This is a genomic window from Qipengyuania huizhouensis (assembly GCF_019711635.1).
Taxonomy (GTDB): Bacteria; Pseudomonadota; Alphaproteobacteria; order Sphingomonadales; family Sphingomonadaceae; genus Qipengyuania; species Qipengyuania huizhouensis.
Genome location: NZ_JAIGNT010000007.1, coordinates 48,285 through 74,449 on the forward strand (window position 1 = coordinate 48,285; position 26,165 = coordinate 74,449).

A 26,165-nucleotide genomic window follows, 5' to 3' on the forward strand; every position below is an offset into this window, starting at 1 on the left:
AAGGATGATGGGCGTCGGGCTGATAATCAGCTCGCGCCCCGTCCTGTTCTTATGGACTCGCTCTCACCGGCTTCAGGCGAGCGCGCTTTGAGGGGCGGTGCCCAGAGTTTCCAGAGACTGCAAGCGGATCACGCCCACGTATTTCCTATTCTCGTCGAGAACCGGTAGCCAGTCGAGCCTTTCGGCATCGAGCAGAGCTTTCGTTTCGGCAACCGAAGATGACGCAAACGCAGCCTTGGGTTCCGCAGTCATGAAATCTTCCACATGAGCGAAGAACCAGTCGATGCCGTCCGCGATGCCCCGATAGACGATATCTTCACAGGCGATGACGCCATTTAGCCTGTCGCGCTCGACAACCGGCAGCGCGTGCTGGCCATGGTCCCGCATGATGCGGGCGGCTTCTTCGACGAGGCATATCGGCGAAACCTTGGGAAAGTCTGTTTGAATGATGTCTGCTGGGATCATTTTGGCGCTCGTTGGTTTGGCCCCTATCGATCCCTGTGGAAACTCTTTTGAAAACGGTGTTCCCGGTAAGAGGGTACACCGCGGCAGTGCATTTCTCAAGCTCGTACCGAGACCGGCATCTTTGCAAACGCGTATCCGTCCCGGCAAACGACCGGCCCACCGCAAACCACATACAGGAGGCCCGGGGCTATTTGAGATTAACCGTCCGAAATGCTAGACACATGATCTAAACCCATAGTTGTCACACCAGCTCTGGATACCCGGAGATGCCTGCGGGTTTCCCGAAAGGCCGGACATGCCGCATTATTCGCTTCAATTCGAAGATGACGATCTCGGACAGCCCAAACGCCTGGAGTTCACCAGCGAGAATCCCGCTACTGCCCTTTCGCTTCTCGAGACCGAGGGCGTACGCCGCAGTGTAAAGCTGTGGGAAGGCAACCGGCTGCTTGGCAGGCTGATGCGGGATCGGCAGGGTGTTTGGCATCTGGACGAAGAACCGCTGCATCTTTCCTGAAAACCTTCGATCCGTTCACGAACGGCCACTTCATTTGACTCACCCCATAATGTTTTGACAGAATCGCGCGCGAGGCGCTCGACACGCGGGCGCGTTTCCCATGCGGCCCATTCGCGCCGCGAACACGAAATTCGAAGGACTCCCATGACAACTCCCAACAACGGTGACACCGTGACCATCGACTACGTCCTCAAGCGGGGCGACGGCGAGATCGTCGGCAATACCGAACAGGCAGGACCGCAGGAAATCACCCTCGGCAGCGGCCAGATCTTCCCACAGATCGAAGAAGCCCTGACCGGCATGGAAGTCGGCAGCGAGAAGTCGGTCGCGATTCCCTCCGACAAGGCCTTCGGCCCGCGCCGCGAGGAACTGGTGATCGACATTCCCCGCGAGAATCTGCCTGCAGAACCGGCCCCGCAGCCGGGCATGGCAATGCAGGCCCAAGCGCAGGACGGTTCGCCGCTGACGCTCTACATCCTCGAAGTGGGCGAACAGGTGGTCAAGGCCGACGGCAACCACCCGCTGGCCGGCGAGGACGTGACCTTCGACCTCACCCTGCGCGACATCAAGCAGGCTGCCTGAACCCGTTCCCGGGGCGGCTGCGCGCCAGCCGCCCCGCCCGGCTTTCCTACCCGGGCAGCAACCGCTAGCGCGGATGATCGAGGCGATGCGCGAAGGTCCACCGCGTGCCGCGCCCTCCCGGATCGAGCAGAAAGAAGTGCCCACACGCGGACTCGGAAGCTTTGACAGGCGCGGTTAAGCTCCAGTAACTAAAACACTAGGCTGAGAGCCGGTCCTTGTGCAGAGGGTCGCCACAAGGGGGGATACGTGAATAAATCGCGTGATCTGGGTTACTATGGTTGGCCGATGTTCTTTGGCATCGCCTGGCTTGTTTGCGCCCATATCGCCCTTGAGCTCAGCCAGGGAGCGGACGGGATTGCTGCCGTCTGGCCGCCGAGCGGCATTTTCATAGCCGCCCTGTTGTTTTTTGATCGCCGCCGCCGCCTTATGACGACCGCCTGGGTCGCGGCGGCCAGCATGATCTCCAACCTTTGGGCCGGGTCGAGCTTTCTCGCGACATCCGGCTACACGATCGCAAATCTGGTCGAAGGTTATCTCGTCTTCCTCCTCATGGGCGGAAGCTCCTCGGGAAGGCTCTCCCTGTCGCGCCCCTGGAACATGGCCCGCTTCGGCCTCGCTGCGGTTTTCGCAGGCTTCATGAGCGCTCTCATGGCCGGCATCCTGTCCGGCAATCTCGCCTTTGCTTTCCTCTCGTCCTGGGCGAGCACTGTGACGCTCGGCATGCTGATCGTGTCGCCGGTGATACTTTTCATCGCCACCGATCCTCCCAACCGGCACGAACTGTTTTCGCTCAAGTCGCTCTGGACAATGCTGGTGGTCACTATCCTGAGCGTCGCGGCTTTCGGCCAGGCAGATATCCCCCTGCTGTTCCTGCCGGTCATGGCCATTGCCATCGCTACAGCCACCCTCCGCCTCAGTGGTGCTGCAGGCGCCTTGGTCATCATCGCCACCATCGGCTCAATCCTTACCGCACAGGGCGCAGGCCCGGTAACGCTGTTCTTCCCCACGACTGAAGAGCAGGTACTGTTCTTCCAGGTCTACCTCGTAGCCCTGCTGGCATCCTCGATGCCTCTCGCCTATCTGTTGTCCCAGCGCGAGAACGATCTTGCCACCATCGCCGGACATGCTGCCCGGCTGGAAGCGGCAGAACGAGCCGCCAAGGTCGGCCACTGGCGATTCGGCCCGGTGGACAATACGGTTCACTGGTCACGCGAGGCGCTGCGTATCTGCGGATTCGCCGAACACGAACAGCCGAGTTTCGAGCAATGGATTTCGCTCCACCTACCCGAAGATCGCGAGCGGGTTCGCGCATTCATCATCGAAGCTACCACTCATGGGCTGCCGTTCGCATTCGAGTCGCGCATCGAACGCGCGCAGGGCGATATCGTGCATGTCGATTGTCGTGGCGACGTCCAGACCGACGAACATGGCCATGTTACTGCACTTTTCGGAACCATGCTCGACGTGACAGAGCGCGCCGAAACGATGCGACAGCTTGAACTGGCGCGCGCGCGCGCCGAGCGTGAAGCCGCCGAGGTCCGGTCGCTGGCTGCAACCGATCCGCTGACCGGCATGCCCAACCGACGCTGCATCCTGACAAACCTCGCCGAAGCAATGGACGAGTCCCTGCAGAGAGGCACGCCCCTGTCCGTGGCGATGATCGATATCGATCACTTCAAGACAGTCAACGACCGGTTCGGTCACGGATATGGCGATCTCGTACTCAAGAAGATCGCCGATATCCTTTGCGAAGAGACGCAAGACAGTGATTCGGTGGGCCGCTTGGGCGGTGAGGAGTTTCTTTTCGTCTTCCCGGAACGCACCCCTTCCGAACTGGAAGAACGCTGCATCGCGAGAAGGGATCGACTGGCGAAAATCGAATGGGATCGGCAAGTCGATGTCACGCTCAGCATCGGGGTCGCGCAACTGCGGCCCGGATGGGACGAGCAGGATCTCATGAGAGCTGCGGACGAGGCGCTCTACGAAGCCAAGGATGCGGGCCGCAACAGGCATGCCGTGCACACGGCATGACAATATCGCCCATGCAGAAACCCGCCGTCGAGCAAAGGCAAAGATCGGCGCCCCAGCCGTAAGTCAGTGGCGTTCTGTCTTTTCCGGAACTCCTGATGACTTGCATTCATTTTTTTCGATACAAACCTGAACAAATGCCTGCAGGTGCGGTTCAGTTTCGGGTCAGGCCGGTTTGATACAAGATGTGACATTGAAACAGGCCGCAGGTGTGGAGCGGCTATCGAGCCATAAGGATACGCTCCATGACTTTGTCAAAACTGATGAAAGGCAGTGCGCTGAGCGCTCTCGCGATTGCGATTGCGGTCACCGCCCTCCCCGCCCCCGCCCAGGCGGCACAGAATTCGTCCGAACAACGGAGTCAGCGCGACCGCGGCGACCGCTCTGAGCTTCGTAGCGAACGACGTCAGGAACGCCGCAGCGACCGCCGTGAGAACCGGCGCGAGCAGCGCGCGGACAATCGCGACAATCGCCGCGAACAGCGTACTGACAACCGCGATACGCAACGCCAACAGGCCGTTCGAGCCGCTGCCCAGCGGGCAGCCGCGGCGCGCGAAAACCGCTCGGACAGGCGGGGCCGCGAACAAAATCGCAGCGAAAGGCGCGCGGAAGTGGCACAACAGCGTTCAAGCCGTGAGTGGAACCGGCGTAACAACGACAATCGTCGCGACGAGCGTAATCGCACCTATTCGGGCGATCGCAACCGTACCTATCGCGATGTTCGCCGGAACGAGAACCGCCGCGAGGTGCGTGAAGACCGTCGCGAGGCCTATCGCGAGGGTCGGCGTGACGAACGTCGCCGCGACGCGCGTGAGGACCGGTCGATCAGCCGCGATTCCTATCGCAACGGATATCGCGACGCTCGCCGGACCGAACACCGCAGCGATCGCCGCTCCCGCTATTACGACGGCCGCCGCTGGCACGACTACAACCGCTGGGACCAGCGTCGCTGGCGCGCCGACCGTCGCTATGACTGGAACCGTTATCGCCAGACCAACCGAAGCATCTACCGGATCGGCCGCTATTACGCGCCCTATCGCGACTATCGCTATCGGCGCCTGAATATCGGCTTCCGTCTCGGCAGCCTCTTCTTCGGCAGCCGCTACTGGATCAACGATCCGTGGCAGTATCGCCTGCCCGAAGTCTACGGCCCCTATCGCTGGGTACGCTATTACGACGACGTGCTGCTGGTCGACATCTACTCCGGCGAAGTCGTCGACGTGATCCACGACTTCTTCTGGTAAGGCTTTCCAGACTTTCCTTCGCCTCTTGCGGCGTGAGAGTGGACTGCAGGAGGTAACAGGCCCCCGCCGAGCGATCGGCGGGGGTTTTTCGTCAACCGGGCACCTTGCCGAAGGGCAGCATGCGGAAGATCCCACCGTTCCTGTCGAAAAAGGTGTGCTTCAACGCGCCCAGGATATGCAGCGCGATGAGATAGATGAAGATGCTGCCGCCCGTCGCATGAAGGCCGAAGATCGATTTCGCCGCGTCCTCGTTTTCGCCCAATGGCAGTGGCGCGATCGTAAACAAGCCGAACATGTCGATTTCGCGCCCGGCCAGCGAATTGGCAATCCATCCGCCCAGCGGGAGCCCGATCAAAAGGACGTAGAAGATAATGTGGACCGTGCGCGCCAAGATCGCTTCCCATCTGGCGAGGTCGGACGGAAGCGGCGGGACGGGATGCGTCCACCGCCAGAGTAGCCGCCCGATGGTAAGCGCGAGGATAGTAATCCCCAGCGCCATGTGATTGCCCATCGCGGCTCCACGTGCCGCTCCTTCAAGCTGCTCTGCACTCTCGACGATCCGCCAGTTGACGATCACCGCAATGGCAATCACCCAGTGAAAGATCATCGCGCCAGTCGAGTAACGGCGTGCAGTGGCTGTATCGGTCATATCGGCAGGCTCCCGTCCCGTTGGATGAGCTTGAAACTAGCTGGAAGTTGATTTCGCACAAGATGCCTGGTTGCGAGACGCCTTCGCATCGCTAACACTATGGGTATGACGAAGACTGCCCTGATTCCCGACCAGGACGCCCTCAAGCGTATCGGCGCACAGGTGCGCCAGCGGCTCGAGGCCGATCCTGATATCTACAAAGTGCCGACCGACATTGCTGAGATTTTCGCCGTGCCGAACTTCCTCACGCCCGAGGAATGCCGCCGCTTCATCACCATGATCGACGTGGTGGCCCGGCCCAGCGAGCTGCACGAAACTGCCTATATCGAGAAGTTCCGCACGTCCTATTCGGGCAATTTCAATCCGCACGACCCGTTCGTAAAAGGAGTCTCGCGCCGGATCGACGACCTCCTGGGGATGAACCCCGCGACCGGCGAGGCGATCCAGGGTCAGCGCTACCTGCCGGGGCAGGAATTCAAGCCGCATAACGACTGGTTCTATACCGACCAGGAATACTGGAAACTGGAGCGCAAGCGCGGTGGCCAGCGGTGCTGGACGGCTATGGCCTTCCTCAACACCGTACCCCAAGGCGGACACACGCATTTCACCCATGTCGGCGCCTCGATCGAACCGAATCCGGGCGTGCTGCTGATCTGGAACAATGCCAAGCCCGACGGTTCACCGAACGAGGATACGATGCACGCCGGCACGCCGGTGATCGAAGGCTCGAAATACGTGCTCACCAAATGGTACCGCACGCGCAAGCACAATTGACCGAAGACGTCAGGCGCGGGCCAGCGCCTCGGCAATCAGCTTGCGGCTGTTTGCGATCCCGTAAAGTGCAATGAAGCTGCCCATGCGCGGGCCCTGATCGCTGCCGAGCAGTGTCTGGTAAAGCGCCTTGAACCAGTCACGCAGGCTTTCGAAGCCGTATTCCTCGCGTTTGCCGATCTCGTACACCTGCGTCTGCAGGTCCTCCGCGCTGGTGTCGAGCGCTGCTTCGGCCAGATAGGCATCGAGTGCCTTCAACGCCTCCGCTTCGTTTGCGGTCGGCGCACGCTTGTCCAGCGTCGGCACGATGTAGTCGCGCGTATAAGCGACCGCCGTACCGATCAGCACTTCTAGCTCGGGGGTGACACGGCCCGCTCCGATATAGCTTTCGAGATAATCGCGCAGGCTGGCCTCGCTCGCTTCGGCACCCAGCACGCTGGCGAGGTTTAGCAGCAGGCCATAGGTCACCGGCAGGCTGTCGCCCGCGCCCGGCGCCTCTGCCCCTTCGAACCCGCCATTGGCACGCGCGAGATGCCACACCGGATTGCCCAGCTGCTTGTCGAGTTCCTGTTCGGCCAGCCGTTCGCGGAACTGCCAGTAATCGTCCACCGCGCGCGGGATCACTCCGGTATGCAGGCTCTTCGCGCTCTTGGGGTTGGGGAAGATGTAGAAGCCCAGGCTCTCTTCGCTGCCGTAGGTCAGCCATTGCTCGATGGTCAGGCCGTTACCCTTGGACTTGCTGATCTTCTCGCCCTTTTCGTCGAGGAACAGTTCGTAAATCAGCCCTTCCGGCTTGCGACCGCCCAGCGCCTGCACGATCTTGCCCGACTGCACGCCGCTGTCGGTCAGGTCCTTGCCGTACATCTCGTAATCGACGCCCAGCGCATACCAGCGCATAGCCCAGTCGACCTTCCACTGCAGCTTGCTCATGCCGCCCAGCGCCGACTGTTCGACGACAGTGCCGTCTTCATCGGTGAAGCGCACGAGACCGGCTTCGGCATCGACCACCTCGACCGGCACCTGCAATACGCGGCCCGTGGTGGGCGAGATAGGCAGGACAGGCGAATAGGTCTTGCGCCGTTCCTCGCGCAGGGTGGGCAGCATGATGTCGAGGATCGCATCGTTCTTGCGCAGCACTTGCCTCAGCGCATCGTCGAAACGGCCTGAATTGTATTCATCGCTCGACGCAATGAACTCGTAGTCGAACCCGAAGCGGTCGAGAAAGGCGCGCAGCATTGCGTTATTATGCGCGGCAAAGCTTTCATGACCCTTCTCGAAGGGATCGGGCACGCGCGAAAGCGGCAGATGCAGGTTTTCCTGCAACAGTTCGCGGTTGGGCACATTGTCGGGCACCTTGCGCAGCCCGTCCATATCGTCCGAGAAGGCGACGAGACGCGTCTTGCCGTCTTCGGGCTTCGCCCCGATCATCGCCTCGAAGGCCCGGCGGACCAGCGTGGTGCGCAGCACTTCCTGGAAGGTGCCGATATGCGGCAGGCCGCTGGGGCCATACCCCGTTTCGAAAAGGACGGGTGAGCCATCGGGCTTCACGCCATCGGGATACCGTTTGAGCAGCCGCTGCGCCTCCTGGAACGGCCAGGCCTTGGACACGCGGGCGGCGGTAATCAGATCGGTTATGCTCATGAACGATGCCTCTCGCCGAACCGCGTTCCTGTTGCAAGTGCGAAGAGAGTCGCGGCATTCAGTTACGCGGCAGGAAAACTGAAACATGGACCACATGGACCACTGTCCAAAGGAAGAAAAACCGGCGGGCAGCCTGCGACCTCCAACGGCGGCTTTCTATTGGAGAAGCGGTCTTCCATTCCAGCTCGATACTTCGCCTGGGGGGTGTAGGACAGCTGCTGGGTTCAAAGGGCTGAAAGCAGTTTGACCAACAAGGGCGGTCACATCGGCACGACCCCATCCCAAGCGTGCTGTCCCAAAACGGACCCGTCGCATCTTGAGCAGGAAATAACTTTCGATTCCGCGTACACTGATTGCGGGACGGCAGGCCACCCGGCGCTTCTGCGACCCGGCGCCGGGAGTCCAACTCCCCAGGTGGTTTGTCGTTCCACCCACTCTGTTGAGATGCCGGATGGAGGATGCCTCCCGCCTCCTCGCCGTCCCTGTCCGACGCGCAAAAGGGACGCCCAACTCGGTAGTGGACGCCCCTTCCGCTGCGACACCTAGGGAGGGTCGGGAGACAAATCAGGTAGTCGCAGGTCTCCAGCCACGCAGTTCGGGCCAGATATTGGTATATTGGCTAAGATCGATCCGCGGCTTGCGGCTCATGTGTCCGGGTCTGGTCATGCCTCTAAGAACGGGCATAGTTTTGCCACAGTTCCTGTAATGACCTGTTCAGGAACAAGGAACATATTGTTTTTAATCCCTTTCCACTGTGGAAATCGGGACCGGTTGCCGACTCCTTGCGGTGAACCGAATGACCTCCGGCACATTGCTGCGCGCTTCTGTTTACTTTTCGTTCTGCCGCTTTCATGGTCTCAAGCGTGATCCAGGCGCTACCCCTACCTGCCCTTCATGCCAGCCACGCGGGGACCTGGCTGCGCGATGCGAACGGGTCGACGCGCGGCTGTTCCAAGGGTGAAGCGGTCATGGCCGCGGCCGATACGCCGCTGCTACTCATGAACGCGCCGCTCGTGGCCAGTCGGCTCGGCTATCCCGACCTTTCGGGACTCGATCTGCTGGAACTGTTCGCCTTCGTCCATCCCGCAAGGTTCTGCGTACCCACGCCCAAGGGCCTGGCGCATGCGCTGAACCTCGACGAACCGGAAGACGATGCAGGCGTGCCGTTGCTCTTGCAGCAGGCGGCAGGCGCTCTGGTGGCGCAGTGTGAGCGGGAAGACTGGGCCGAACGGGAGGGGGCGTGGTCCTCGCTGCAATCGCTCAGCCGGCTGCGCTGGCCTTGGGCCAATGTCCTCGCCCCTCATGTGCGCAAGCCGGAAAAGGCCGAGAAATGGCTGTTCACCCGGCTGCCCGAATGGGAGGAGACTCCGGAACGGCCACAGCCCGCACAGGTCCTGATCGAAGAACCGGAGATCGAGGCGCATCTCGAACGACTGACCGGAGAAGGGGCGGAACGGCGCGAAGGCCAGCGACAATTCGCACGCGGCGCGGGAAGCGTCTTCGCCCCGCGCGACCGGCAAAAACGCCCGCACGTTCTACTCGCGCAGGCGGGAACCGGCATCGGCAAGACGCTGGGCTATCTCGCCCCCGCCTCGCTCTGGGCCGCAGCCTCCGGCGGGACGGTATGGGTCAGCACCTACACCAAGAACCTGCAGCGACAATTGCGCCGCGAAAGCGGGCGGGCCTGGCCGATGACGCGCGAGGACGGTTCGCCGCCGGTAGTCGTGCGCAAGGGCCGCGAAAACTATCTCTGCCTGCTCAATCTGGAGGATGCATTGCAAGGCGGTTTCGCCGGCCGCGCCGCCATCCTCGCACACCTCGTGGCGCGCTGGGCTGCCTATACGCAGGACGGGGACATGATCGGCGGCGACCTGCCCGGCTGGCTCGGGACCCTGTTTCGCAAACGCGGCATCGCGGCGCTGACCGACCAGCGCGGCGAATGCGTCTATGCCGGCTGCCCGCACTACCGGAAATGTTTCATCGAACGCAGTGCGCGCAATGCCGCGCAGGCCGATCTGGTTATTGCCAATCACGCCCTGGTGATGGTCAACGCAGCACGGGGCCGCGACGTGGCAAGCCGCCCTACGCGCATCGTCTTCGACGAGGGTCATCACGTCTTCGACGCTGCCGACAGCACCTTTTCCGCCGCGCTGACCGGGCAGGAAGCTATCGAACTAAGGCGCTGGATCATCGGGCCCGAACGCAATTCGCGCGGGCGCCGGAGGGGGCTTGCCGCAAGACTTGCCGATGTCGCGAGCTATGACGAGGCGGGCGGCGACGCGGTAGAGGCCGCAGTCGAGGCAGCGGAGGCGCTCCCTTCGGACGGCTGGCTGGGAAGACTCGCCGAAGGTGCGCCGTCGGGTCCGCTCGAGGCGCTTCTGGGCCAGGTTCGCGCCGTCACCTACGCCCGTGATGAAAGCGGGCAGGAAGCGGGCTACGGCATCGAGACCGAGACCGCGCAGCTTCCGGGCGAACTGGTGGAAGCGGCGGGCACTGCCGCGCAGGCGCTGGCACAAATTCGCCAGCCGCTGCTGAAGCTTGCCGGACGGCTCGAAGCTGTAATGGAAAATGCGCCCGACTGGCTCGACGGACAGGACCGCGCGCGGATCGAGGGTGCGCGCCATTCGCTCGCCTGGCGGATCGACCTCATCGCGGCATGGGAAGCGCTGCTGGGCCGGCTGGGCGGGCCCGCGGACGAGGAATTCGTCGACTGGCTGGCCGTCGACCGCAACGATGCGCGCGAATTCGATGTCGGGCTCTACCGGCACTGGCTCGACCCGATGAAACCCTTCGCCAAGGTGGTTCTCGAGCCCGCGCACGGTGTCATGCTGACCAGCGCAACGCTGACCGACCGCGACGAGAGCGGGCACGACTGGCCGCTGGCCATCGCCAAGAGCGGCGCGGCGCATCTCGATCTCGTGCCGAAAACCGCACAGGCCGACAGCCCTTTCGATTATGCGAGCCGCGCCGAGGTGCTGATCGTCACCGATATCAAACGCGGAGACATTCCCGCCCTGGCGGGTGCCTATGCCCGGCTTATCGAGGCAAGCGACGGCGGCGTCCTGGGCCTGTTCACTGCAATCCGCCGGATGCGTGCGGTTTACGGCCGGATTGCGGATCGCCTCGCCAGGGCCGGGCTGCCGCTTTACGCGCAGCATGTCGATCCGATCGATACCGGCACGCTGACCGACATTTTCCGTGACGATGCGCGCGCCAGCCTGCTCGGCACGGATGCCCTGCGCGACGGAGTGGACGTGCCCGGGCGGTCCCTGCGCTGCGTGGTGATGGAAAGTGTGCCCTGGCCCCGCCCCACCATCCTGCATCGCGCCCGCCGCGCGGCCGCAGCCGAGGAGGCAGGGGGCGCGCAGAAATACGACGATCGCATCATTCGTGCACGGCTGGCACAGGCATTCGGGCGGTTGATCCGCAGCCGCGAGGATTTCGGGCATTTCGTCGTTCTATCGCCAGCCTTTCCCAGCCGCCTGCTTTCCGCTTTCCCCGAAGGTACACCCGTCATACGCCTGACGCTTGCGGAAGCTTTACAGCGCGTGACGAACGGTGTTGGAGAGCCCGCAGCGCAAGCCGCAGAAACGCCAACGGAGAACGAACGGCAGTGAAAGTCCTGGGATTATTGCGTCATGCCAAGTCCGACTGGGGCGAGAGCGACAAGCGCGATTTCGACCGGGGTCTCAACCGGCGTGGTCGCAAGGGGGCCGAGCTGATCGGGGCGCATATCCGCGATCACGGCGTCAAATGGGACAAGCTGCTCGCCAGCCCTGCGCAGCGGGTAAAGACGACCCTTGAAGAGGCCGACATCGGTCCCGAGCCGGAATGGGAGGACAGTCTCTATCTCGCCTCCACCGAAACGATCTGCGACCTGATCCGTGAACAGGGCGGCGATGCGGACCGCCTGCTGCTGGCAGGCCACAATCCGGGTTTCGGCGACATGGTTTTCGAACTGGTCTCCCCCCGAAACGAAAACGCCCTGTTCGACGAGGCCAAAGTCAAGTTTCCCACCGCTGCTTTCGCAGTATTCGAACTAGACATAGACGACTGGGCCGACCTGGCGCCAGGCTGCGGCAAGCTGGTGCATTTCGCCCGACCGCGCGATCTCGATCCAGAACTTGGTCCCGAGCACGGATAGGCAACACGCGGATTGCCGAAACTCCCCTTTCATTCTACGCACATTCCGCTAATGCGAATACTTATCAGTAAGAGGAGCATTTCTATGCGTAAGATTTCCATCGTTACCGCGCTTGCCAGCGCAGCCATCACTCTCTCCGCTTGTTCGGGCGGAAATGACGAAGCCGCCGAGGACACGACCGCCGAAGCTCCGGTGGCCGACTCTGCCGAGGCAGAGGCCCCGAACAGTGTGGCCGATGCCAACACCGCAACCGAGGAAGAGCTTGCCGGAATGATAGGCATGTCCACCGAACTCGCAGCAGCGATCGTTGCCGGCCAGCCCTATGAAAACGTCAGCGCCTTCAATGCCAAGCTCCTCGAAACGCTGAGCGAAGAAGAGGCGGCCACTGTGCGCGAAACGCTGTTCGTTCCGGTCAACCTCAACACCGCCAGCGAAGCCGACATCAAGCTGATCCCCGGCATGACCGACAAGATGGTCCACGAATTCCTCGAATATCGTCCCTATGAGGACATGGCCGAATTCGACCGCGAGATCGGCAAGTATGTCGACGAGGCCGAAGTCGCCCGCTTCCGCAGCTACGTCACTCTCTGACGCCACTGGATCACGATCCGCACCAACTCGATCACGGCCAGGATACCCACGTGGATCCAGGCCGTGGTCGGGTCGAATGCCGACCAGACCCAATGCAGGAAGGTCAGCACCGCCGCGGGATAGACCAGCCGGTGCAGCGACTTCCATGATCGCTTGAGCATCCGCATCGATAGATCGTTCGAGGTCACTGCCAGCGGCACGAACAGCGCCAAGGCCAGCCAGCCGACGAGGATGAAGTCCTGATCGAGCTCGGCGAGAACCAGCCCGAGCGATCCCTTCTTCCACAAATACATCACCGTATGCCCCGCCGCATAAGCGAAGCTGGCCACACCCAGATCGCGTCGGCGCCGCATGAGCCAGATCGCCCATCCCTGCTTGCGAAACAGCAATTTGATCGGCGTTACCGCAAGCGTCGCCATCAGTAGCCACGCGGCCCAATCTCCGCTCTCCCTAATGGCATGGCCGTATCCATACTCGTCAGGCGTCATGAGCCAGCGCCAGCCGATCCAGAGCCCCGGCAGAGCAAGGACGAGCCAGAGAAATGGCCGGGATTTCAGGATCGATTTCAAGACGACATCCAGCTTGGCACGGGCATCATCACGCTATGGTAGGTCCGGCATCCTACCGCAAGACCCGCGGGCCGACGCCGCCTTCACCCCACTTGTCGCCGGCGTTGTAGAGCGCGCATTTCTTCAGGCTGAGGCAACCGCAGCCTATGCATCCATCGAGATCCTCACGCACCTTTTCGAGCGCGGCAATCTGCGCATCGATCCGCTGCCGCACCTCCCCGCTGATCTTCTTCCAGTCCGCTGCGTTAGGCGTGCGTCCTTGCGGCAGGTCCGCCAGCGCATCCTCGATTTCTCCCAGTGACAGTCCGAGCTTCTGCGCGATCAGTATGAAACTGAGCCGCCTAATGTCGCTGCGCAGGAAACGGCGCTGGTTGCCGGACGTGCGCAGGGGTTCGACCAGTCCCTTTTCCTCGTAGAAACGGATGGCCGAGACGGACAGACCGGTACGGCGGGCAAGATCGCCGATCGGCAGGAGATCGTTCGCTTTCATCGATTACAGAGATAGTGCAAGTGAGGCTTGACCTCAACTTAGCTTGAGGTTGCATATACCCATGCATCGCAACCAGCGCCGCGTCTCTGTGAGGTCGGCGCGACACAAGGAGATGCATCATGGCACAAGGACGCCTCGAACACGCCAATATCTCGGTCACCGATCCGGAACGGAGTGCCGCGTTGTTGATCGATCTACTCGGCTGGCACGAACGCTGGCGCGGGCCATCCCAACTCGGCGGGCGCTCGGTCCATGTCGGCGCGGAGCATGACTATGTCGCGCTCTATACTGGCGAGCACGTTAAGGGCGAATATCGCAAGGGCCAGCCGCTCAACCATATCGCCTTTACCGTCGAAGATCTCGATGCGGCGGAAGAAGTGGTCAAACGCCATGGCCTGGAGCCCTTCGGACATGATGATTACGACCCGGGTAGGCGGTTCTATTTTTTCGATTGGGACGGGATCGAATTCGAGGTGGTCAGCTATGAATGAGTTCATGCCTCGCCGCCCGCTGTTCGGCTCACGAGAACACATGAAAGAGCGTGACGTCAGCCCGGAAGAGTCCCCGACTGCCGCAGTGCCTCTGCCAGAGCGATCGCAGCGCTTGTCGCCAGGTTGAGCGAACGCACCTCGGGTCGCATAGGCAGCCGCACGCTGGCATCGACGGACGCGCGCACCGCGTCCGTCACACCCGCGCTCTCCTTGCCGAACAGCAGCACATCGTCGGGGCGATATTCGAAATCGTAAGACGACTGGGTCGCTTTAGTGGTGAACAGCACCAGGCGGCACCCGGCACGCGCCTGACGGAAAGCCTCGAAACCGCTGTGCCGCACCACCTCGACTTGGTCGATGTAATCCATCGCGGCGCGCCGCACACGCCTGTCGTCCCATGCAAAGCCCATGGGTTCTATCAGATCTACGCCCGCACCCATGCAGGCACCGAGCCGCATCACGGCACCGACATTTCCGGCAATCTCGGGTTCGAACAGGGCTATGCGCATGGCTTCAGAGCAGCCCCACCCGACCGTTGCCCTTGGTCCTGATGCTCATCACGCATTGCCTACGACGAAGCAGGCGGCGGCGACCAGCGCGCCTGCCCAGCGGTTCGAACGGAAGCGTTCAAGCGGGTTGGCGGGATCGTCTCCATCGAGAGTCGAGACTTGCCACGCCAGATGGCCGGCCGCCGGGATCAGCGCCAGCAGCGCAATCCAGTCTGCGCGGTAAAGCCAGAAAGCCAGCGCCCACAGCGCCACCGCCCCGGTGTAGAACAGCGCAACGCCACCCTGGACCTGACCGCCGAGTCGCAGCGCGGAGGAGCGGATACCGACCAGCGCATCGTCCTCGCGGTCCTGCATGGCATAGATCGTGTCGTAGCCGATGACCCACAGCGCCGCACCCGCATACATGGCGGCCAGCGCATCGAGATTGTCGGCGCGGAGCTGGGTCCAGCCCACCAGCAGCCCCCATGTAAACACGAGGCCGAGCCAGGCCTGCGGCCACCATGTAATCCGCTTCATGAAAGGATAGGCGGCGACCATGGCGAGACTGGCCAATGCGACGATCTGCGCCAGCGTACGCAGTTGCAGCAGTACGACCAGCCCGACGAGGCAGAGCGCCAGCAACCAGCCCCAAGCGAGTTTTTTCGGCACCCGTCCGCTAGCCACCGGGCGGCTGGCAGTGCGGGCCACCTTCCGGTCAAGATCGGCATCGACGATGTCGTTATAGACACAGCCCGCCCCGCGCATGGCGATACTGCCCAGCAACAGCCAGCCGAGCAGCGCCCATTGCCAGCCGGCACCTGTCAGCCACACGCCCCAGACGCAGGGCCAGAACAGCAGCCACCAGCCGATCGGCCGGTCGAATCGTGCGAGCTGCGCAAGGTCTCGCAGGCGCTGCGGCAGGCGCCCGACGAGCCCGCGATGCTCGCTGTCCGGTACGATATCATTCGAAGCTGGTTCGCTCATGGGTTGCTCCCTACCCTCACCCGTGCCACCTGCAAAGCCATGCCCGCAACTCCCGCCTGGCCGCCCAAGAGCGCACCGCGTCTGTTCGTCGACAGCCTCTTGTCCGAAGGTGCGGAGGTGCGCATCGAAGGCAATCAGGCGCATTACCTCGGCAAGGTCATGCGTATCTCGCCAGGCGATACGGTGATCCTGTGCGATAACGAAACCGGCGAATGGGCCGCGGAAGTTATCGATGCAGCCAAACGACATATCACCCTGACGGCGCGGCAACATCTGCGCGAGCGGGAGGAGGTCCCCGACTTCTGGCTCTGCGCCGCGCTTCTGAAAAAGGACCGGTTCGACATGGTGCTGGAAAAGGCGACCGAGCTGGGCGTCGCCGCGATCCATCCCATCGTCACCCGCCGCTGCGTGGCCGACAAGCTCAATTCCGAGCGCGCTTCCGCCATCGTGACCGAGGCGGCGGAGCAATGCGCGCGCACCGCGCTGCCCGCAGTGGCCGAGCCGCGCAAGCTCGATGCGCTGCTGCGTGACTGGCCCGAAGACCGGATACTTTTCTTCGCCGACGAGGAAGGCGGTGAACCTGCCGCAGACGCCTTCTGTTACGCCGAAGGTCCCGCTGCCCTGCTCACCGGCCCGGAAGGCGGGTTCGACGACGAAGAACGCGCGGCGATTCGCGCGCATCCCAATGCCCGGCCCATCAGCCTCGGTCCGCGGATTTTGCGCGGCGAAACTGCCGCTCTTGCCGGCATCTCCGTATGGATGGCGGAAGCGGGTGACTGGATCGACGCAGAATAATTCTCTTTCCTCGCGAGGTTGGGTTTCCTAACGCAACTTTCATGAGCACGCGCGACACATCCGCCAGGGAAGACCCGATCATCGAGAGCCGCGACCAACTGGTCGCCCCGATGCAAAAGGGAGAGAAACCCAAGGCGGACTGGCGTATCGGAACGGAGCATGAAAAGCTCGTCTTCAACAGGTCGGACCACCGCGCTCCATCTTACGAGGAAAAGGGCGGTATACGCGATATCCTGCTGAGTTTACGGCAGTTTGGATGGGAACCTGTGGAAGAAGGCCGCAAGGTCATCGCCATGCGCGGCGAGGACGGCACCGTCAGTCTGGAGCCTGCGGGCCAGCTGGAACTTTCCGGTGCGCCGCTGGAGAATCTCCACGAAACCTGCGCGGAAACCGGCCGCCACCTCGATCAGGTGAAGCAGGTCGGTGAAGCCTGCGATGTCGGTTTCCTCGGTCTCGGCATGTGGCCGGACAAGACCCGCGAAGAGCTGCCCATGATGCCCAAGGGCCGCTACGAAATCATGAAACGGCATATGCCCCGAGTCGGCACGCTGGGCCTCGACATGATGCTGCGGACCTGCACGATCCAGGTCAATCTCGACTATTCTTCCGAAACCGACATGGCGCAGAAATTCCGCACCGGCCTCGCGCTGCAGCCGCTGGCCACCGCGCTGTTCGCCAATTCGCCCTTCACCGAAGGCAAGCCGAACGGCTACCTATCCTACCGCAGCCATATCTGGAGCGACACCGATCCGCACCGCACGGGCATGCTGCCTTTCGTGTTCGAAGACGGTTTCGGCTACGAACGCTGGGTCGATTACATGCTGGATGTGCCGATGTATTTCGTCTTCCGCGACGGGAAATATATCGATGCGGCGGGCCTCAGTTTTCGCGATTTCCTCAAGGGTGAACTTTCGGTCCTTCCGGGCGAGAAGCCGACCGAAAGCGATTGGTGGGACCATCTCTCCACCGCCTTTCCCGAAGTGCGCCTGAAGAGCTTCCTCGAAATGCGCGGGGCGGACGGCGGGCCGTGGAGCCGGATTTGCGCCCTTCCCGCCTTCTGGGTCGGCCTGCTCTACGAGCAGACCGCGCTCGATGCGGCGTGGGACCTCGTCAAACACTGGACGATGGAAGAGCGCGAGGAATTGCGCAACGCGGTTCCGAAACTGGCTCTCGATGCGCCCATTCCCGGCGGGGGCAAGCTACAGGATCTTGCGAAAGACGTTCTCAAGATCGCACGTTCGGGGCTGACCGCACGCGCCCGCGTCAACGCGTCGGGTGATAACGAGACCGGTTTCCTCGAGACGCTCGACGAGATCGTGGCGAGCGGCAAGGTGCCCGCGCAGATACTGCTCGACCGTTATCATGGGGAATGGGGCGGCGATATCAGCCGGGTTTACAAATACAGCTTCTGACCAAGGGAAAGCGTGGATGATCCAGATCAACGGAACGATCAAGCTGGGGCGCACGATCGACGCCACGATGCAGAAATCCCTTGTCGAGATGGTCCGCGCCAGCCGCGCCGAAGACGGTTGCCTCGATTACAGCTTTGCGCGCGATCTTGCCGATCCGGACACGCTGGTCCTATTCGAACGCTGGCGCGACCGTGCAGCGCTGGATGCACATGGGCAATCCGCGCACATGGCGGAATTCCAGAAGGTCATGGCGGCCAACCCGCCCGCCTCGCGCGATCTCAGGATCTACGAGACCGACGAGGGCCAGCCGCTCGGCTGACCCCCGGCACATCAGGCGCGTCTAGCGGAAAGCCGTGATCCGACCGCTGTCGTCGAGCACGTAGAGCGTATTGTTGGCAACGATCGGGGGAAGGCTGATCGGCTGTTCCAGTTCGCGGAACAGGGTGGCCGAACCTTCGCCCGTGCTTACGGTGTAGATCTGGCCTTCTGAATTGACCGCCCACAGGCGATCGCCTGCGAGAACCGGCCCCTGCCAGAAGATCGGATCCTCCTTGTCTTCCTCGTCACGGAAGCGCGGAAGCTGGGTGAGCCAGCGAACCTTGCCGGTGCCGCGCGCAATCGCCAACATGCGTGCATCGTCGGTCAGCGCGAAGATCCAGTCACCCGCAATCGCAGGGGTCGAAATGCCCGCGACCGTAAGTTCCCACAGGCGCTGGCCTGTGACCAGTTCGTAAGCTGCCATCCGACCGCCTTGGCCGAGCGCGAAGACCTGGCCCCTGTCGATAATCGGATCGGCATCGATATCGCTCAACGCCCCGACTTGCGTCGAGATCGAGGTGCGTGCCAACGCATCGGCCCACAGGCTGCGGCCGTTTTCGTACCGATAGGCAACCAGTTCACCCGAAGTATAGCCGGCGACCACTGTCCCGTTTCCGGCTGCAGGTGCGGCAACTCCGAATACGCCCGCCATCGTGGTGGAACCGGATTCCTGCCACACTTGGCGTCCGTCGGCAGCGTTCAGCGCAAAAAGCTGGTTATCCTGGGACATGACAAAGACATTGCCAAAAGAAACCGTAGGGGAACCGCGCAGCGGTCCGCCGGGCTTGACCTTCCAGAGTTCGGCACCGTTGTCGGCGTCCAGCGCATAGACGTTACCGGCACCATCGGTGCCATAAACCCTGCCACTATCGAAGCTCACCCCGCCGCCGAAGGCCGAAGGGCGCGTGTCGTCGGTCAAATCACCCTGATAGGCCCAGATGCGAGATCCGGTCTGTGCGTCGAAAGCGGAAACCTGCCCGTCCGCGCCGACGGCAAAAAGCTTGCCGCCTCCCACGACCGGTGCCGCACCCAGGCGGCGCTTGTTGCTGGCGCCTTCGACCTGGGCGGTGAAGGCCTGCGCGGGAGTCGCCCCGAGAGCCAGATGGCCGTAGCTCTTGCTCGCGGTCCCGCCAGCCTGACCCCAGGTATCGTTGGACCGGGCTGCCGGAAGCGTGACCGCCGTTCCCGCCAAGGCAGGGTCGACTTTTGCGCCGCTTTCGATCCGCGAAAGGATCGGCTGGCGGTCGCCTATGGTAGGCGTGTCCTTCTTTCCGTCGCCGCCGCCGAACAGGCCGCCACTGCACGCTCCAAGCGCAACCGCGGAGGTTGCAAGGATCGCGCCTCTGAAGAGGGATTTAGCGTAGTTCTGGCTCATCGAGTTTCCGTTTCGTGTCATTCGGTGCCTTCACCGCCTGCGCCTTGCGCATCGAGGATATCCTGCACATCGTCGACTGCGTCGACGCCAAGGATACCCGCCATGTTGAGCATGCGGGCCCGGGCCGGTTCGGGAGTATTTTCGTCTCGCGCTATCTCGGCAAACAGCGCACCAGCTTCGTCGCGCTGGTTCTGTGCGAGATAGGCGTGTGCGACCAGTTCGCCCGCGCTGGCGAAGAACGGTTCGCCCGGGACAGCGAGCGGCTTCATCGCAGCGATGACCTCGGCCGGTTCCGTCTGGTCGAAAAGCAGAGCCGTGCGGCGGATGAGCGCAAGGTTCCGCATAACGTCCGGCGCGTTTTCGTCATCGGCAATCTCGCCGAACAGGGTGGCCGCCTGTGCGGCATCCCCGCCTTCGGCGGCAATTCCGGCCCTCAGCATCTTCGCGCTGATGGCGGGCGTACCCTCTCCCTCGAACGCTTCGAGACGCGCGGTTGCGGTATCGACGTTCCCGGCTTCCAGCTGGTCGAGCGTCGTGACGAGTTCCTCGCTCGATGATTCAAGCGCCGTTTCCTGGCGGTTGTCCCAGTAGAGATAGCCGGCGAAGGACAGAAGTCCGATCACTACCACCCCGATGAGCGGCTTGCCGTAGCGGTCCATGAAGCTTTCGAGATCGCCCTGGCGAACGGCATCGTCGACTTCGCGCAGCAGTGCTTCCTGCTCTGCTGCGCTGGCTTTCGCCTTTTTCTCTTCACGGGTGAGTTCGGTCTTGGGTGTTCGTGCCACTGCGGCGCGGTCTCCGGTCCTTGGATATCAGGTCTGCGGGTCTTTAGGCATGGCACCTTCGAAGGGCAATGCCTTGGCGACCGTGCACCAACGCCTGTCCCCGTTCGCGTGAATGTGCGATGAAAGCCACTTTCAAAATTCGCGTCTCATTGCGCTGGAATAGAGACGCCGGAAGGTGGCGATCATCTTGTCTCGGTCGAATTCTCGTACGGCCTGGACCCGGTTCGCCTCGCCTATGGCCTTGCGCAAGCCCCCGTCTTTGGCGAGCGCGTGGAGATTTGCCGCAAACATGCTTTCGCTGGCACCTTCCGTCAGCCACTCGCGATTGGGTTCGCTTACGATATCTGCAGTTCCGCCTTCCCGGGGCGTGATGACCGGCACGGACGCCGACATCGCCTGTACGAGCCGTTCCGGAAATATCGATGATACGCCCGGATCGACGAAGATGTCGAACAGGCCGAGCACGCGCGCCGGCTCCTTCACCGCGCCGGGGAAATAGACCCGGTCGTTCAGGCCGAGCCGGTCGATTTCCGCCTCGACGCCAGTTGTATTCTGTCGTTCTCCCAGAACAATCAGCTGCCACTTCTCGTCCAGGTTGGCGAATGCCCTCACCAGACGCTCAATTCCGGACGCGCCGGGATCATCGGGCCATGTGCCGACCCAGTTCTCACCGGGATGCTTGATAAGACGGAATCCGTCGTTTTTCGGCTTCTTGGCGAAAGCCTTGGTGTCGATTCCCGGAGCGATGCGTTTCACCCGGCCTATAGGCTGTTGCCAGTCGACCAGCGCGGCCTCTTCAAGCCTTTCGCCCGGTACAACGACACCGGCGGATTTCCCCAGCGCGATCCGGCGATACCACTTGCGGCGAAAGGTGCGCCGCTGATCCGGCGCATATTCGTGATGCACCAGCGGCGGCAGGTTCATCGCATCCTTGAACAGCGTATGAGCCATCGCAACGTCGAGCGCTTCCGGCCCGTGGGTCAGCACCAGATCGAACGGGGTTATCGCGCGCGCCAGCTTGAGCATGCGGCCAGGCATAGGCAGGCCCTCCAGCGCGGGGAAGTTGCTTGCAGGCTTGAGATAGGCGCTCCGGCGAAGCCCGGTCGGCAATTCTCCGTCCTGGGTCACCAGCGTGTGTCGCAACTTGTTGCCGAAGGCAGATATCAGCTCGACTGAAGCGCCTTGGGGAAGGACATGGAGGATGTGCGGCGCCAGCTCGCCTTTCCCACCACTCATCCCACTTTGCCGAGCAGTGCATCGATGGCACTGCGCACTTCAGGCTCGTCGAGCGTCGGGGCATGTCCGGCATTCGGGACCACGACGATATCGGCGCCGGGGGCGCGGCGCTGCATTTCGGCCAGCGTCTCTTCGCTCAGGATCGTGGAAAGCGCGCCGCGGACGAGTACCAACGGCTTTCCGGCCAATGCCTCGAAGCCGGGCCAGAGATCGGGCGGAACCGCATTTTCATCGGCCTCGTTGAAGGGATCGGCGATCTTCATATCGTAATCGAAGGCGATCCGGCCGTTGTTGCACAGCGTCATCGAACGCTTGGCCATCCTGATCCAGTCTTTCGTGTCGAAGGTGGGGTGCGAATCGCCATGGACCTCCTCGAGCGAACGTGCGGCATGCATCCATGTCGGAAAGCTGCCGCCCTTGCCGAGATAGGTCTTGATCTTGTCGATCCCCTGAGGGTCCACGACCGGGCCGATATCGTTGATGACCGCTCCGGCAATCCGATCGGGCGTGAACTGGGCGATCAGCATGGTCATCAGACCTCCCATCGATGTTCCGATGGAAATGAAGCGCTTCATTCGCTCCTGTTCGAACAACGCCATGACGTCCGCGATATAGGTCGGCACGGCGTAACTCGCGCTGTCTTCGGCATAGGCGCTTTGCCCGCGCCCGCGCATATCGGGCACGATGACCCGGTGCCCCAGCGTCGCAATATGCGGCGCCAGCGCATCGAAATCGCGGCTGTTCCGGGTGAGACCGTGCAGGCAGACGACCGGAACCTTGCCTGTATCGTCGCCCGCATAATCGCGGAAATACAGCTCCAAACCGTCGGGGCTTTGCCAGCTGCGTTCGATGAATTCGCTATTCATGATTGTTCCGGTAGCGCCACTGCGCGCAAATTTCGAGAGACGACTTGCATGGATGGTGCATGACCCCCATCCCCTATGGCATGCCCAATCCCCCAGCACCTTCCGAATATCGCCCCGACACGCCGATTCTGGGGGTCGCGGACTGGCTGGCAGATCCGGTCCAGCCGGCCGATTTTCCCGAAACGCAGCTGCGCTTCCGCAATGATCGCTGGGCAAAGGCTGTAGGGCTTGCAGGTTTGTCCGACGCAGAATGGCTCAGCCATTTCGGGCGTTTCGAACCGCTTGAGGGCAATCTGCCCCAGCCGCTCGCGCTGCGGTACCACGGCCACCAGTTCCGCGTGTACAATCCGAAAATCGGTGACGGCCGCGGCTTTCTTTTTGCGCAGCTACGCGACGGCGAAGGCCGTTTGCTCGATCTCGGCACCAAGGGATCGGGCCAGACCCCCTGGAGTCGGGCAGGAGACGGTCGGCTTACTCTAAAGGGCAGTGTGCGCGAGATCCTCGCCACCGAAATGCTCGAAGCACTGGGCGTCAATACTTCCAAGACCTTCAGCATCGTGGAAACGGGTGAGGAATTGGTCCGCGGGGACGAGCCTTCGCCCACCCGTTCCGCAGTGATGACACGGCTCAGTCACGGCCATATCCGCATCGGTAGCTTCCAGCGCCTGCTCGCGCTCGAAGAAAAGGCGCATATGGAACAACTGGTCGACTATTGCCTCACCCAGTTCCCCGGCCCTCCTCCGCCGGAGGACGCACCTGGACGTAACGAACCGGCCGTGAAGTTGATGCATCTGGTCGTCGAACGCCTCGCCGACCTTGCGGCAAGCTGGATGGTAGCAGGCTTCGTCCACGGCGTCCTGAACACGGACAATATGAACATCACGGGCGAAAGCTTCGACTACGGCCCCTGGCGGTTCCTGCCCAGATGGGAGCCGGGATTCACCGCCGCCTATTTCGATCACGCGGGGCTATACGCCTTCGGACGCCAGCCGGAGGCACTGCATTGGAACTGCGGCCAATTCGCGATTGCACTGCGGCTGATCGCCGATGCGCCGCCGCTGATTGCCGCGATGGAACGCTTCGGGTCTCTTTACATGGAAGCCGTTGCGCGGCGGTGGTGCTGGCGGCTCGGTATCGAAAGCAAGGGACTCGAAGTAGACAGCAAGCTTGTCGGGGCCTGCGAGGCATCGATGGCGGAGAGCGGCGAACAACCGGACGCCTTCTTCTATCGCCATCGCGGCGGAAAGGATGGCGATGACGAACTCGGCGATCTGCTCTCCACCTATCGTGCGCTCGGTAGTAGCCATCCATACTGGTCGGAAGGCAACCCTGAAAGCTTGGTATTCGACGAGGTCGAGGAGATCTGGTCCGCGATCGACGAGCGCGATGACTGGCAACCGCTATATGACAAAGTAGAGCGTCTGCGCCGCATGGGCGAGGCTCATGGGGTGGCTCCTGCCCCTGCAGCACACAGCGCCTAGACTCAATTTGACGCGCCATGGCAGAAAGCACATAGGCCATTTCATCCAAGGCAACCGTTTCAAGGACAGGCTATTCAGTGTCGGACAAGATGATTTCCACCGAACCCGCCACAGGCAACCAGATCTGGCGCGGCAAGGTCGGCAATGTCGATGAAGTCCTTGAACGCGCGGTCGCCGCCAAACGTGGATGGGCCACTGAATCCGTCGCGCGGCGGATTGAATTCGTGCGCCGTTTTGCCAACCAGGTTCTCAAGCACGCCGAACCCTTCGCCGAACTGATCGCGCGCGAAACCGGAAAGCCCCTGTGGGAAGCTCGCACCGAGGTCGAAGCAGTCAAGAACAAGGTCGAGATTTCAATCACGGCCTATGCCGAACGGACGGGCCAGAAAAAACTCGACAGTGCACTGCAGGGCAGCGCCGCCCTGCGCCACAAGCCGCACGGTGTGATGGCGGTGCTTGGACCCTATAATTTTCCCGCGCACCTTCCCAATGGTCATATCGTCCCTGCACTCATCGCGGGCAACGTCGTGGTCTTCAAGCCGAGCGAGAAAACGCCTGCAGTGGGCGAATTCCTGACCAAGCTGTTCCATGAAGCAGAAGTACCGGAAGACGTGGTGCAATGCCTCCACGGCGGCCCCGACGCCGGCAAGGCGCTCGTCGCGCATGATGCGGTCGACGGCGTTCTGTTCACCGGTTCGGCCCCGGCGGGCATCGCGATCAACAAGAAGCTCGCATCCAATCCAGCAAAGATCGTTGCGCTGGAAATGGGAGGGAACAATCCCATTGTCATGCTTGATACGCCAAAGATCGAGGATGCGGCCGTTACGATTATTCAGTCGGCTTATACAACGGCCGGTCAACGCTGCACTGCTGCGCGTCGCCTTATCGTGCTGGACAGCGTATACGATGAGATTGTTCCCGCTGTAAAAAGGCTTGCCGAGCGTCTTCTGGTCGACGAACCGTTTGCCGAGCCGCAACCGTTCATGGGTACCGTGATCGACAATGCAACCGCCGAAATGCTGATGGAAAGCCAGGAGGCTCTGCTATCGCACGGCGGAGAAGCGATCCTGGGCATGACCCGTCCACAGGGAAAATTGCCTTTCCTCACGCCCGGCATCGTCGAAGTGACCGCAATCGACGAACGGCCGGACGTCGAATTGTTCGGCCCGTTGCTGCAGGTAATCCGGGTGAAGGATTTCGACGAAGCGATCGCCGAAGCCAATAATACGCGTTACGGCCTATCGGCCTCGCTGGTCGGCGGTAAACCCGAAGATTTCGAACGCTTCTGGAGCGAAACCCGTGCCGGGATAGTCAACTGGAACCGTCCGACCAACGGCGCTTCCTCTGCCGCGCCCTTTGGTGGGATCGGCCTTTCCGGCAACCACCGCCCTGCGGCCTATTATGCTGCGGATTATTGCGCTTATCCGGTCGCAAGCACAGAGATGGATCAGCCGCGCGCCAGTATCGGCGTTGGCCTGAAAGACGCCAGCAAGCCCATTCGCAAGACCAAGGACGCGCATAAATAAAGGGCGCCGCCGGTTCCTCTTATATTAAGGATACCGACGACGCCCACAACGACCCGAAGGCCGCCTTCGAACTGCGGGTGGGCGCAGTTCGAAGATCGTAATTATCCGCAGCGCGTGCTGGAACGATCGATTGACCGACCCAGGAGTGCGCCGGCTGCTCCGCCAAGGATGGCACCGAGCGTCCGATCACCACCACGGCCGGCTACTTCGTGGCCAAGCAATGCACCCACCCCGGCTCCGACCAGCAGGCCGGTAGTGCCATCATCCTTGCGGCAATAGTAACGGTTGTCGCGGCCGCGCCAGATACGGGTGTCGCGGCGCACTGGCTGCCCCCAATCACGCGAGTAGCCTTGATAATAACCGCGCTGACGATCACGCCCGTAGTATTGGCGCTTGTTATGACGCTTGCGCCCATGCTCGAAGACCGTTCCGCTGGCGATATCGATATATCCCTGTGGCGCCGCGCTTGCAGGCGCGACATTGGAAGGCACGGCAGCGGAAGCCGGCATTGCCAAGCTTAGACCGGCTGCTGCGAAAGCTAGTGATAGAGCTTTTGTAATTTTTGGCATGGCGCTCGTCCTTTGGTCGTTTTCGACTCGCTGGTTGCTGATGCCGTTCATCAATAACGATGGTTTTCTGAACCAATTGCAACCGAAGCGTCAGATTTGAGATAATCGACCAGCCGTGCAGAGCTGATGGACGAAATGAGGCTTGCAGGCC

26 protein-coding genes are annotated in these 26,165 nt (G+C 62.0%); 14 read left to right on the top strand and 12 right to left on the bottom strand.

The features are described 5' to 3' along the window. Positions 1-72: 72 nt before the first annotated feature. A complete protein-coding gene (locus K3180_RS07975; RefSeq protein WP_221539722.1) occupies positions 73-465 on the bottom strand; it encodes a CBS domain-containing protein in 393 nt (130 codons plus the stop codon). Between the two features lie 238 nt (positions 466-703). Here K3180_RS07975 and K3180_RS07980 point away from each other — a divergent pair, with 238 nt between their 5' ends. The 4 genes from K3180_RS07980 to K3180_RS07995 all read left to right on the top strand — a co-directional run bounded on the left by K3180_RS07980 (position 704) and on the right by K3180_RS07995 (position 4,833). Next, positions 704-979 (top strand): hypothetical protein, encoded by a 276-nt coding sequence (locus K3180_RS07980; RefSeq protein ID WP_221539725.1) that lies wholly within the window; start codon positions 704-706, stop codon positions 977-979. A 144-nt stretch (positions 980-1,123) separates the two neighbouring features. Next, a complete protein-coding gene (locus tag K3180_RS07985; RefSeq protein ID WP_221539727.1) occupies positions 1,124-1,561 on the top strand; it encodes an FKBP-type peptidyl-prolyl cis-trans isomerase in 438 nt (145 codons plus the stop codon). Positions 1,562-1,807: 246 nt separating this feature from the next. Continuing rightward, positions 1,808-3,592, top strand: a complete 1,785-nt coding sequence (locus tag K3180_RS07990) for a sensor domain-containing diguanylate cyclase (protein ID WP_221539730.1) — start codon at positions 1,808-1,810, stop codon at positions 3,590-3,592. A gap of 242 nt (positions 3,593-3,834) precedes the next feature. Next, the gene (locus K3180_RS07995) at positions 3,835-4,833 is read left to right on the top strand and encodes an RcnB family protein (RefSeq protein WP_247710409.1); all 999 of its coding nucleotides are present in this window, start codon (positions 3,835-3,837) and stop codon (positions 4,831-4,833) included. 91 nt (positions 4,834-4,924) lie between these two features. On the opposite strand, the gene K3180_RS08000 is transcribed toward K3180_RS07995, so the two are convergent. After that, on the bottom strand, positions 4,925-5,482 hold the full coding sequence (locus K3180_RS08000; RefSeq protein ID WP_221539732.1) for a cytochrome b: 558 nt from the start codon (positions 5,480-5,482) through the stop codon (positions 4,925-4,927). A gap of 105 nt (positions 5,483-5,587) precedes the next feature. Here K3180_RS08000 and K3180_RS08005 point away from each other — a divergent pair, with 105 nt between their 5' ends. Further along, complete coding sequence (locus tag K3180_RS08005) at positions 5,588-6,256, top strand: prolyl hydroxylase family protein (RefSeq protein WP_221539750.1); 669 nt, start codon at positions 5,588-5,590, stop codon at positions 6,254-6,256. A gap of 9 nt (positions 6,257-6,265) precedes the next feature. Here K3180_RS08005 and K3180_RS08010 read toward each other — a convergent pair whose 3' ends face one another. Beyond that, positions 6,266-7,894 (bottom strand): lysine--tRNA ligase, encoded by a 1,629-nt coding sequence (locus K3180_RS08010; protein ID WP_221539752.1) that lies wholly within the window; start codon positions 7,892-7,894, stop codon positions 6,266-6,268. Between the two features lie 851 nt (positions 7,895-8,745). On the opposite strand from K3180_RS08010, the gene K3180_RS08015 reads away from it, so the two are divergent. From K3180_RS08015 to K3180_RS08025, 3 genes are all read left to right on the top strand, one after another. After that, positions 8,746-11,511, top strand: coding sequence for an ATP-dependent DNA helicase (locus K3180_RS08015; RefSeq protein ID WP_221539754.1), 2,766 nt, complete (start codon positions 8,746-8,748; stop codon positions 11,509-11,511). Next, on the top strand, positions 11,508-12,038 hold the full coding sequence (locus K3180_RS08020) for a SixA phosphatase family protein (RefSeq protein WP_221539756.1): 531 nt from the start codon (positions 11,508-11,510) through the stop codon (positions 12,036-12,038). Before K3180_RS08015 ends, K3180_RS08020 begins: the two co-directional genes overlap by 4 nt. Before the next feature lie 84 nt (positions 12,039-12,122). Continuing rightward, positions 12,123-12,629, top strand: a complete 507-nt coding sequence (locus K3180_RS08025) for a ComEA family DNA-binding protein (RefSeq protein WP_221539758.1) — start codon at positions 12,123-12,125, stop codon at positions 12,627-12,629. Here the strand turns inward: K3180_RS08025 and K3180_RS08030 are convergent. Further along, positions 12,614-13,198 carry a protein-methionine-sulfoxide reductase heme-binding subunit MsrQ gene (locus K3180_RS08030; protein ID WP_247710410.1) on the bottom strand — a complete coding sequence of 195 codons (585 nt, stop codon included), beginning with the start codon at positions 13,196-13,198 and terminating at the stop codon, positions 12,614-12,616. The two genes, K3180_RS08025 and K3180_RS08030, sit on opposite strands and share 16 nt — an antisense overlap. Before the next feature lie 52 nt (positions 13,199-13,250). Then, positions 13,251-13,688, bottom strand: coding sequence for a redox-sensitive transcriptional activator SoxR (soxR, locus tag K3180_RS08035; protein WP_221539760.1), 438 nt, complete (start codon positions 13,686-13,688; stop codon positions 13,251-13,253). Between the two features lie 119 nt (positions 13,689-13,807). Here soxR and K3180_RS08040 point away from each other — a divergent pair, with 119 nt between their 5' ends. Beyond that, on the top strand, positions 13,808-14,179 hold the full coding sequence (locus K3180_RS08040; protein ID WP_221539763.1) for a VOC family protein: 372 nt from the start codon (positions 13,808-13,810) through the stop codon (positions 14,177-14,179). Between the two features lie 56 nt (positions 14,180-14,235). On the opposite strand, the gene K3180_RS08045 is transcribed toward K3180_RS08040, so the two are convergent. Together K3180_RS08045 and ubiA are read right to left on the bottom strand one after the other, a co-directional pair. Further along, positions 14,236-14,688 (bottom strand): tRNA (cytidine(34)-2'-O)-methyltransferase, encoded by a 453-nt coding sequence (locus tag K3180_RS08045; protein ID WP_221539765.1) that lies wholly within the window; start codon positions 14,686-14,688, stop codon positions 14,236-14,238. A gap of 48 nt (positions 14,689-14,736) precedes the next feature. Then, complete coding sequence (gene ubiA / locus K3180_RS08050) at positions 14,737-15,651, bottom strand: 4-hydroxybenzoate octaprenyltransferase (protein ID WP_221539768.1); 915 nt, start codon at positions 15,649-15,651, stop codon at positions 14,737-14,739. A 39-nt stretch (positions 15,652-15,690) separates the two neighbouring features. On the opposite strand from ubiA, the gene K3180_RS08055 reads away from it, so the two are divergent. From K3180_RS08055 to K3180_RS08065, 3 genes are read left to right on the top strand one after another with little or no spacing between them, the layout of a single operon-like run. Further along, positions 15,691-16,446, top strand: a complete 756-nt coding sequence (locus K3180_RS08055) for a 16S rRNA (uracil(1498)-N(3))-methyltransferase (protein WP_221539770.1) — start codon at positions 15,691-15,693, stop codon at positions 16,444-16,446. Between the two features lie 41 nt (positions 16,447-16,487). Further along, on the top strand, positions 16,488-17,858 hold the full coding sequence (locus tag K3180_RS08060; protein WP_221539772.1) for a glutamate--cysteine ligase: 1,371 nt from the start codon (positions 16,488-16,490) through the stop codon (positions 17,856-17,858). A 16-nt stretch (positions 17,859-17,874) separates the two neighbouring features. Next, entirely contained in the window at positions 17,875-18,177 is a 303-nt protein-coding gene (locus tag K3180_RS08065; protein WP_221539774.1) for a putative quinol monooxygenase, read from the top strand. A 21-nt stretch (positions 18,178-18,198) separates the two neighbouring features. Here the strand turns inward: K3180_RS08065 and K3180_RS08070 are convergent, their stop codons facing one another. The 4 genes from K3180_RS08070 to K3180_RS08085 form a co-directional block, all read right to left on the bottom strand. Continuing rightward, positions 18,199-19,551, bottom strand: a complete 1,353-nt coding sequence (locus tag K3180_RS08070) for an outer membrane protein assembly factor BamB family protein (RefSeq protein ID WP_221539776.1) — start codon at positions 19,549-19,551, stop codon at positions 18,199-18,201. A gap of 17 nt (positions 19,552-19,568) precedes the next feature. Further along, positions 19,569-20,336: a tetratricopeptide repeat protein gene (locus K3180_RS08075; protein ID WP_221539778.1), complete on the bottom strand. Its 768-nt coding sequence runs from the start codon at positions 20,334-20,336 to the stop codon at positions 19,569-19,571. A 132-nt stretch (positions 20,337-20,468) separates the two neighbouring features. Beyond that, complete coding sequence (locus K3180_RS08080) at positions 20,469-21,572, bottom strand: glycosyltransferase family 4 protein (RefSeq protein ID WP_221539779.1); 1,104 nt, start codon at positions 21,570-21,572, stop codon at positions 20,469-20,471. Then, positions 21,569-22,438: an alpha/beta fold hydrolase gene (locus K3180_RS08085; RefSeq protein WP_221539781.1), complete on the bottom strand. Its 870-nt coding sequence runs from the start codon at positions 22,436-22,438 to the stop codon at positions 21,569-21,571. Before K3180_RS08085 ends, K3180_RS08080 begins: the two co-directional genes overlap by 4 nt. An 80-nt stretch (positions 22,439-22,518) precedes the next feature. Here K3180_RS08085 and K3180_RS08090 point away from each other — a divergent pair, with 80 nt between their 5' ends. Further along, positions 22,519-23,919 (top strand): protein adenylyltransferase SelO family protein, encoded by a 1,401-nt coding sequence (locus tag K3180_RS08090; RefSeq protein WP_221539864.1) that lies wholly within the window; start codon positions 22,519-22,521, stop codon positions 23,917-23,919. A gap of 89 nt (positions 23,920-24,008) precedes the next feature. Continuing rightward, positions 24,009-25,445, top strand: coding sequence for a succinylglutamate-semialdehyde dehydrogenase (gene astD / locus K3180_RS08095; protein ID WP_247710421.1), 1,437 nt, complete (start codon positions 24,009-24,011; stop codon positions 25,443-25,445). A gap of 101 nt (positions 25,446-25,546) precedes the next feature. Here the strand turns inward: astD and K3180_RS08100 are convergent, their stop codons facing one another. After that, complete coding sequence (locus K3180_RS08100) at positions 25,547-25,954, bottom strand: glycine zipper 2TM domain-containing protein (RefSeq protein ID WP_247710411.1); 408 nt, start codon at positions 25,952-25,954, stop codon at positions 25,547-25,549. Positions 25,955-26,165 lie beyond the last annotated feature (211 nt).

Bases quoted from the DNA above. Each gene is read 5' to 3' on its own strand.
- K3180_RS07975 (WP_221539722.1), bottom strand. From the start codon at position 465: ATGATCCCAGCAGACATCATTCAAACAGACTTTCCCAAGGTTTCGCCG.
- K3180_RS07985 (WP_221539727.1), top strand. From the start codon at position 1,124: ATGACAACTCCCAACAACGGTGACACCGTGACCATCGACTACGTCCTC.
- K3180_RS07995 (WP_247710409.1), top strand. From the start codon at position 3,835: ATGACTTTGTCAAAACTGATGAAAGGCAGTGCGCTGAGCGCTCTCGCG.
- K3180_RS08000 (WP_221539732.1), bottom strand. From the start codon at position 5,482: ATGACCGATACAGCCACTGCACGCCGTTACTCGACTGGCGCGATGATC.
- K3180_RS08005 (WP_221539750.1), top strand. From the start codon at position 5,588: ATGACGAAGACTGCCCTGATTCCCGACCAGGACGCCCTCAAGCGTATC.
- K3180_RS08010 (WP_221539752.1), bottom strand. From the start codon at position 7,894: ATGAGCATAACCGATCTGATTACCGCCGCCCGCGTGTCCAAGGCCTGG.
- K3180_RS08015 (WP_221539754.1), top strand. From the start codon at position 8,746: ATGGTCTCAAGCGTGATCCAGGCGCTACCCCTACCTGCCCTTCATGCC.
- K3180_RS08025 (WP_221539758.1), top strand. From the start codon at position 12,123: ATGCGTAAGATTTCCATCGTTACCGCGCTTGCCAGCGCAGCCATCACT.
- soxR (WP_221539760.1), bottom strand. From the start codon at position 13,688: ATGAAAGCGAACGATCTCCTGCCGATCGGCGATCTTGCCCGCCGTACC.
- K3180_RS08040 (WP_221539763.1), top strand. From the start codon at position 13,808: ATGGCACAAGGACGCCTCGAACACGCCAATATCTCGGTCACCGATCCG.
- K3180_RS08045 (WP_221539765.1), bottom strand. From the start codon at position 14,688: ATGCGCATAGCCCTGTTCGAACCCGAGATTGCCGGAAATGTCGGTGCC.
- ubiA (WP_221539768.1), bottom strand. From the start codon at position 15,651: ATGAGCGAACCAGCTTCGAATGATATCGTACCGGACAGCGAGCATCGC.
- K3180_RS08055 (WP_221539770.1), top strand. From the start codon at position 15,691: ATGCCCGCAACTCCCGCCTGGCCGCCCAAGAGCGCACCGCGTCTGTTC.
- K3180_RS08060 (WP_221539772.1), top strand. From the start codon at position 16,488: ATGAGCACGCGCGACACATCCGCCAGGGAAGACCCGATCATCGAGAGC.
- K3180_RS08065 (WP_221539774.1), top strand. From the start codon at position 17,875: ATGATCCAGATCAACGGAACGATCAAGCTGGGGCGCACGATCGACGCC.
- K3180_RS08070 (WP_221539776.1), bottom strand. From the start codon at position 19,551: ATGAGCCAGAACTACGCTAAATCCCTCTTCAGAGGCGCGATCCTTGCA.
- K3180_RS08080 (WP_221539779.1), bottom strand. From the start codon at position 21,572: ATGAGTGGTGGGAAAGGCGAGCTGGCGCCGCACATCCTCCATGTCCTT.
- K3180_RS08085 (WP_221539781.1), bottom strand. From the start codon at position 22,438: ATGAATAGCGAATTCATCGAACGCAGCTGGCAAAGCCCCGACGGTTTG.
- K3180_RS08090 (WP_221539864.1), top strand. From the start codon at position 22,519: ATGCCCAATCCCCCAGCACCTTCCGAATATCGCCCCGACACGCCGATT.
- astD (WP_247710421.1), top strand. From the start codon at position 24,009: ATGATTTCCACCGAACCCGCCACAGGCAACCAGATCTGGCGCGGCAAG.
- K3180_RS08100 (WP_247710411.1), bottom strand. From the start codon at position 25,954: ATGCCGGCTTCCGCTGCCGTGCCTTCCAATGTCGCGCCTGCAAGCGCG.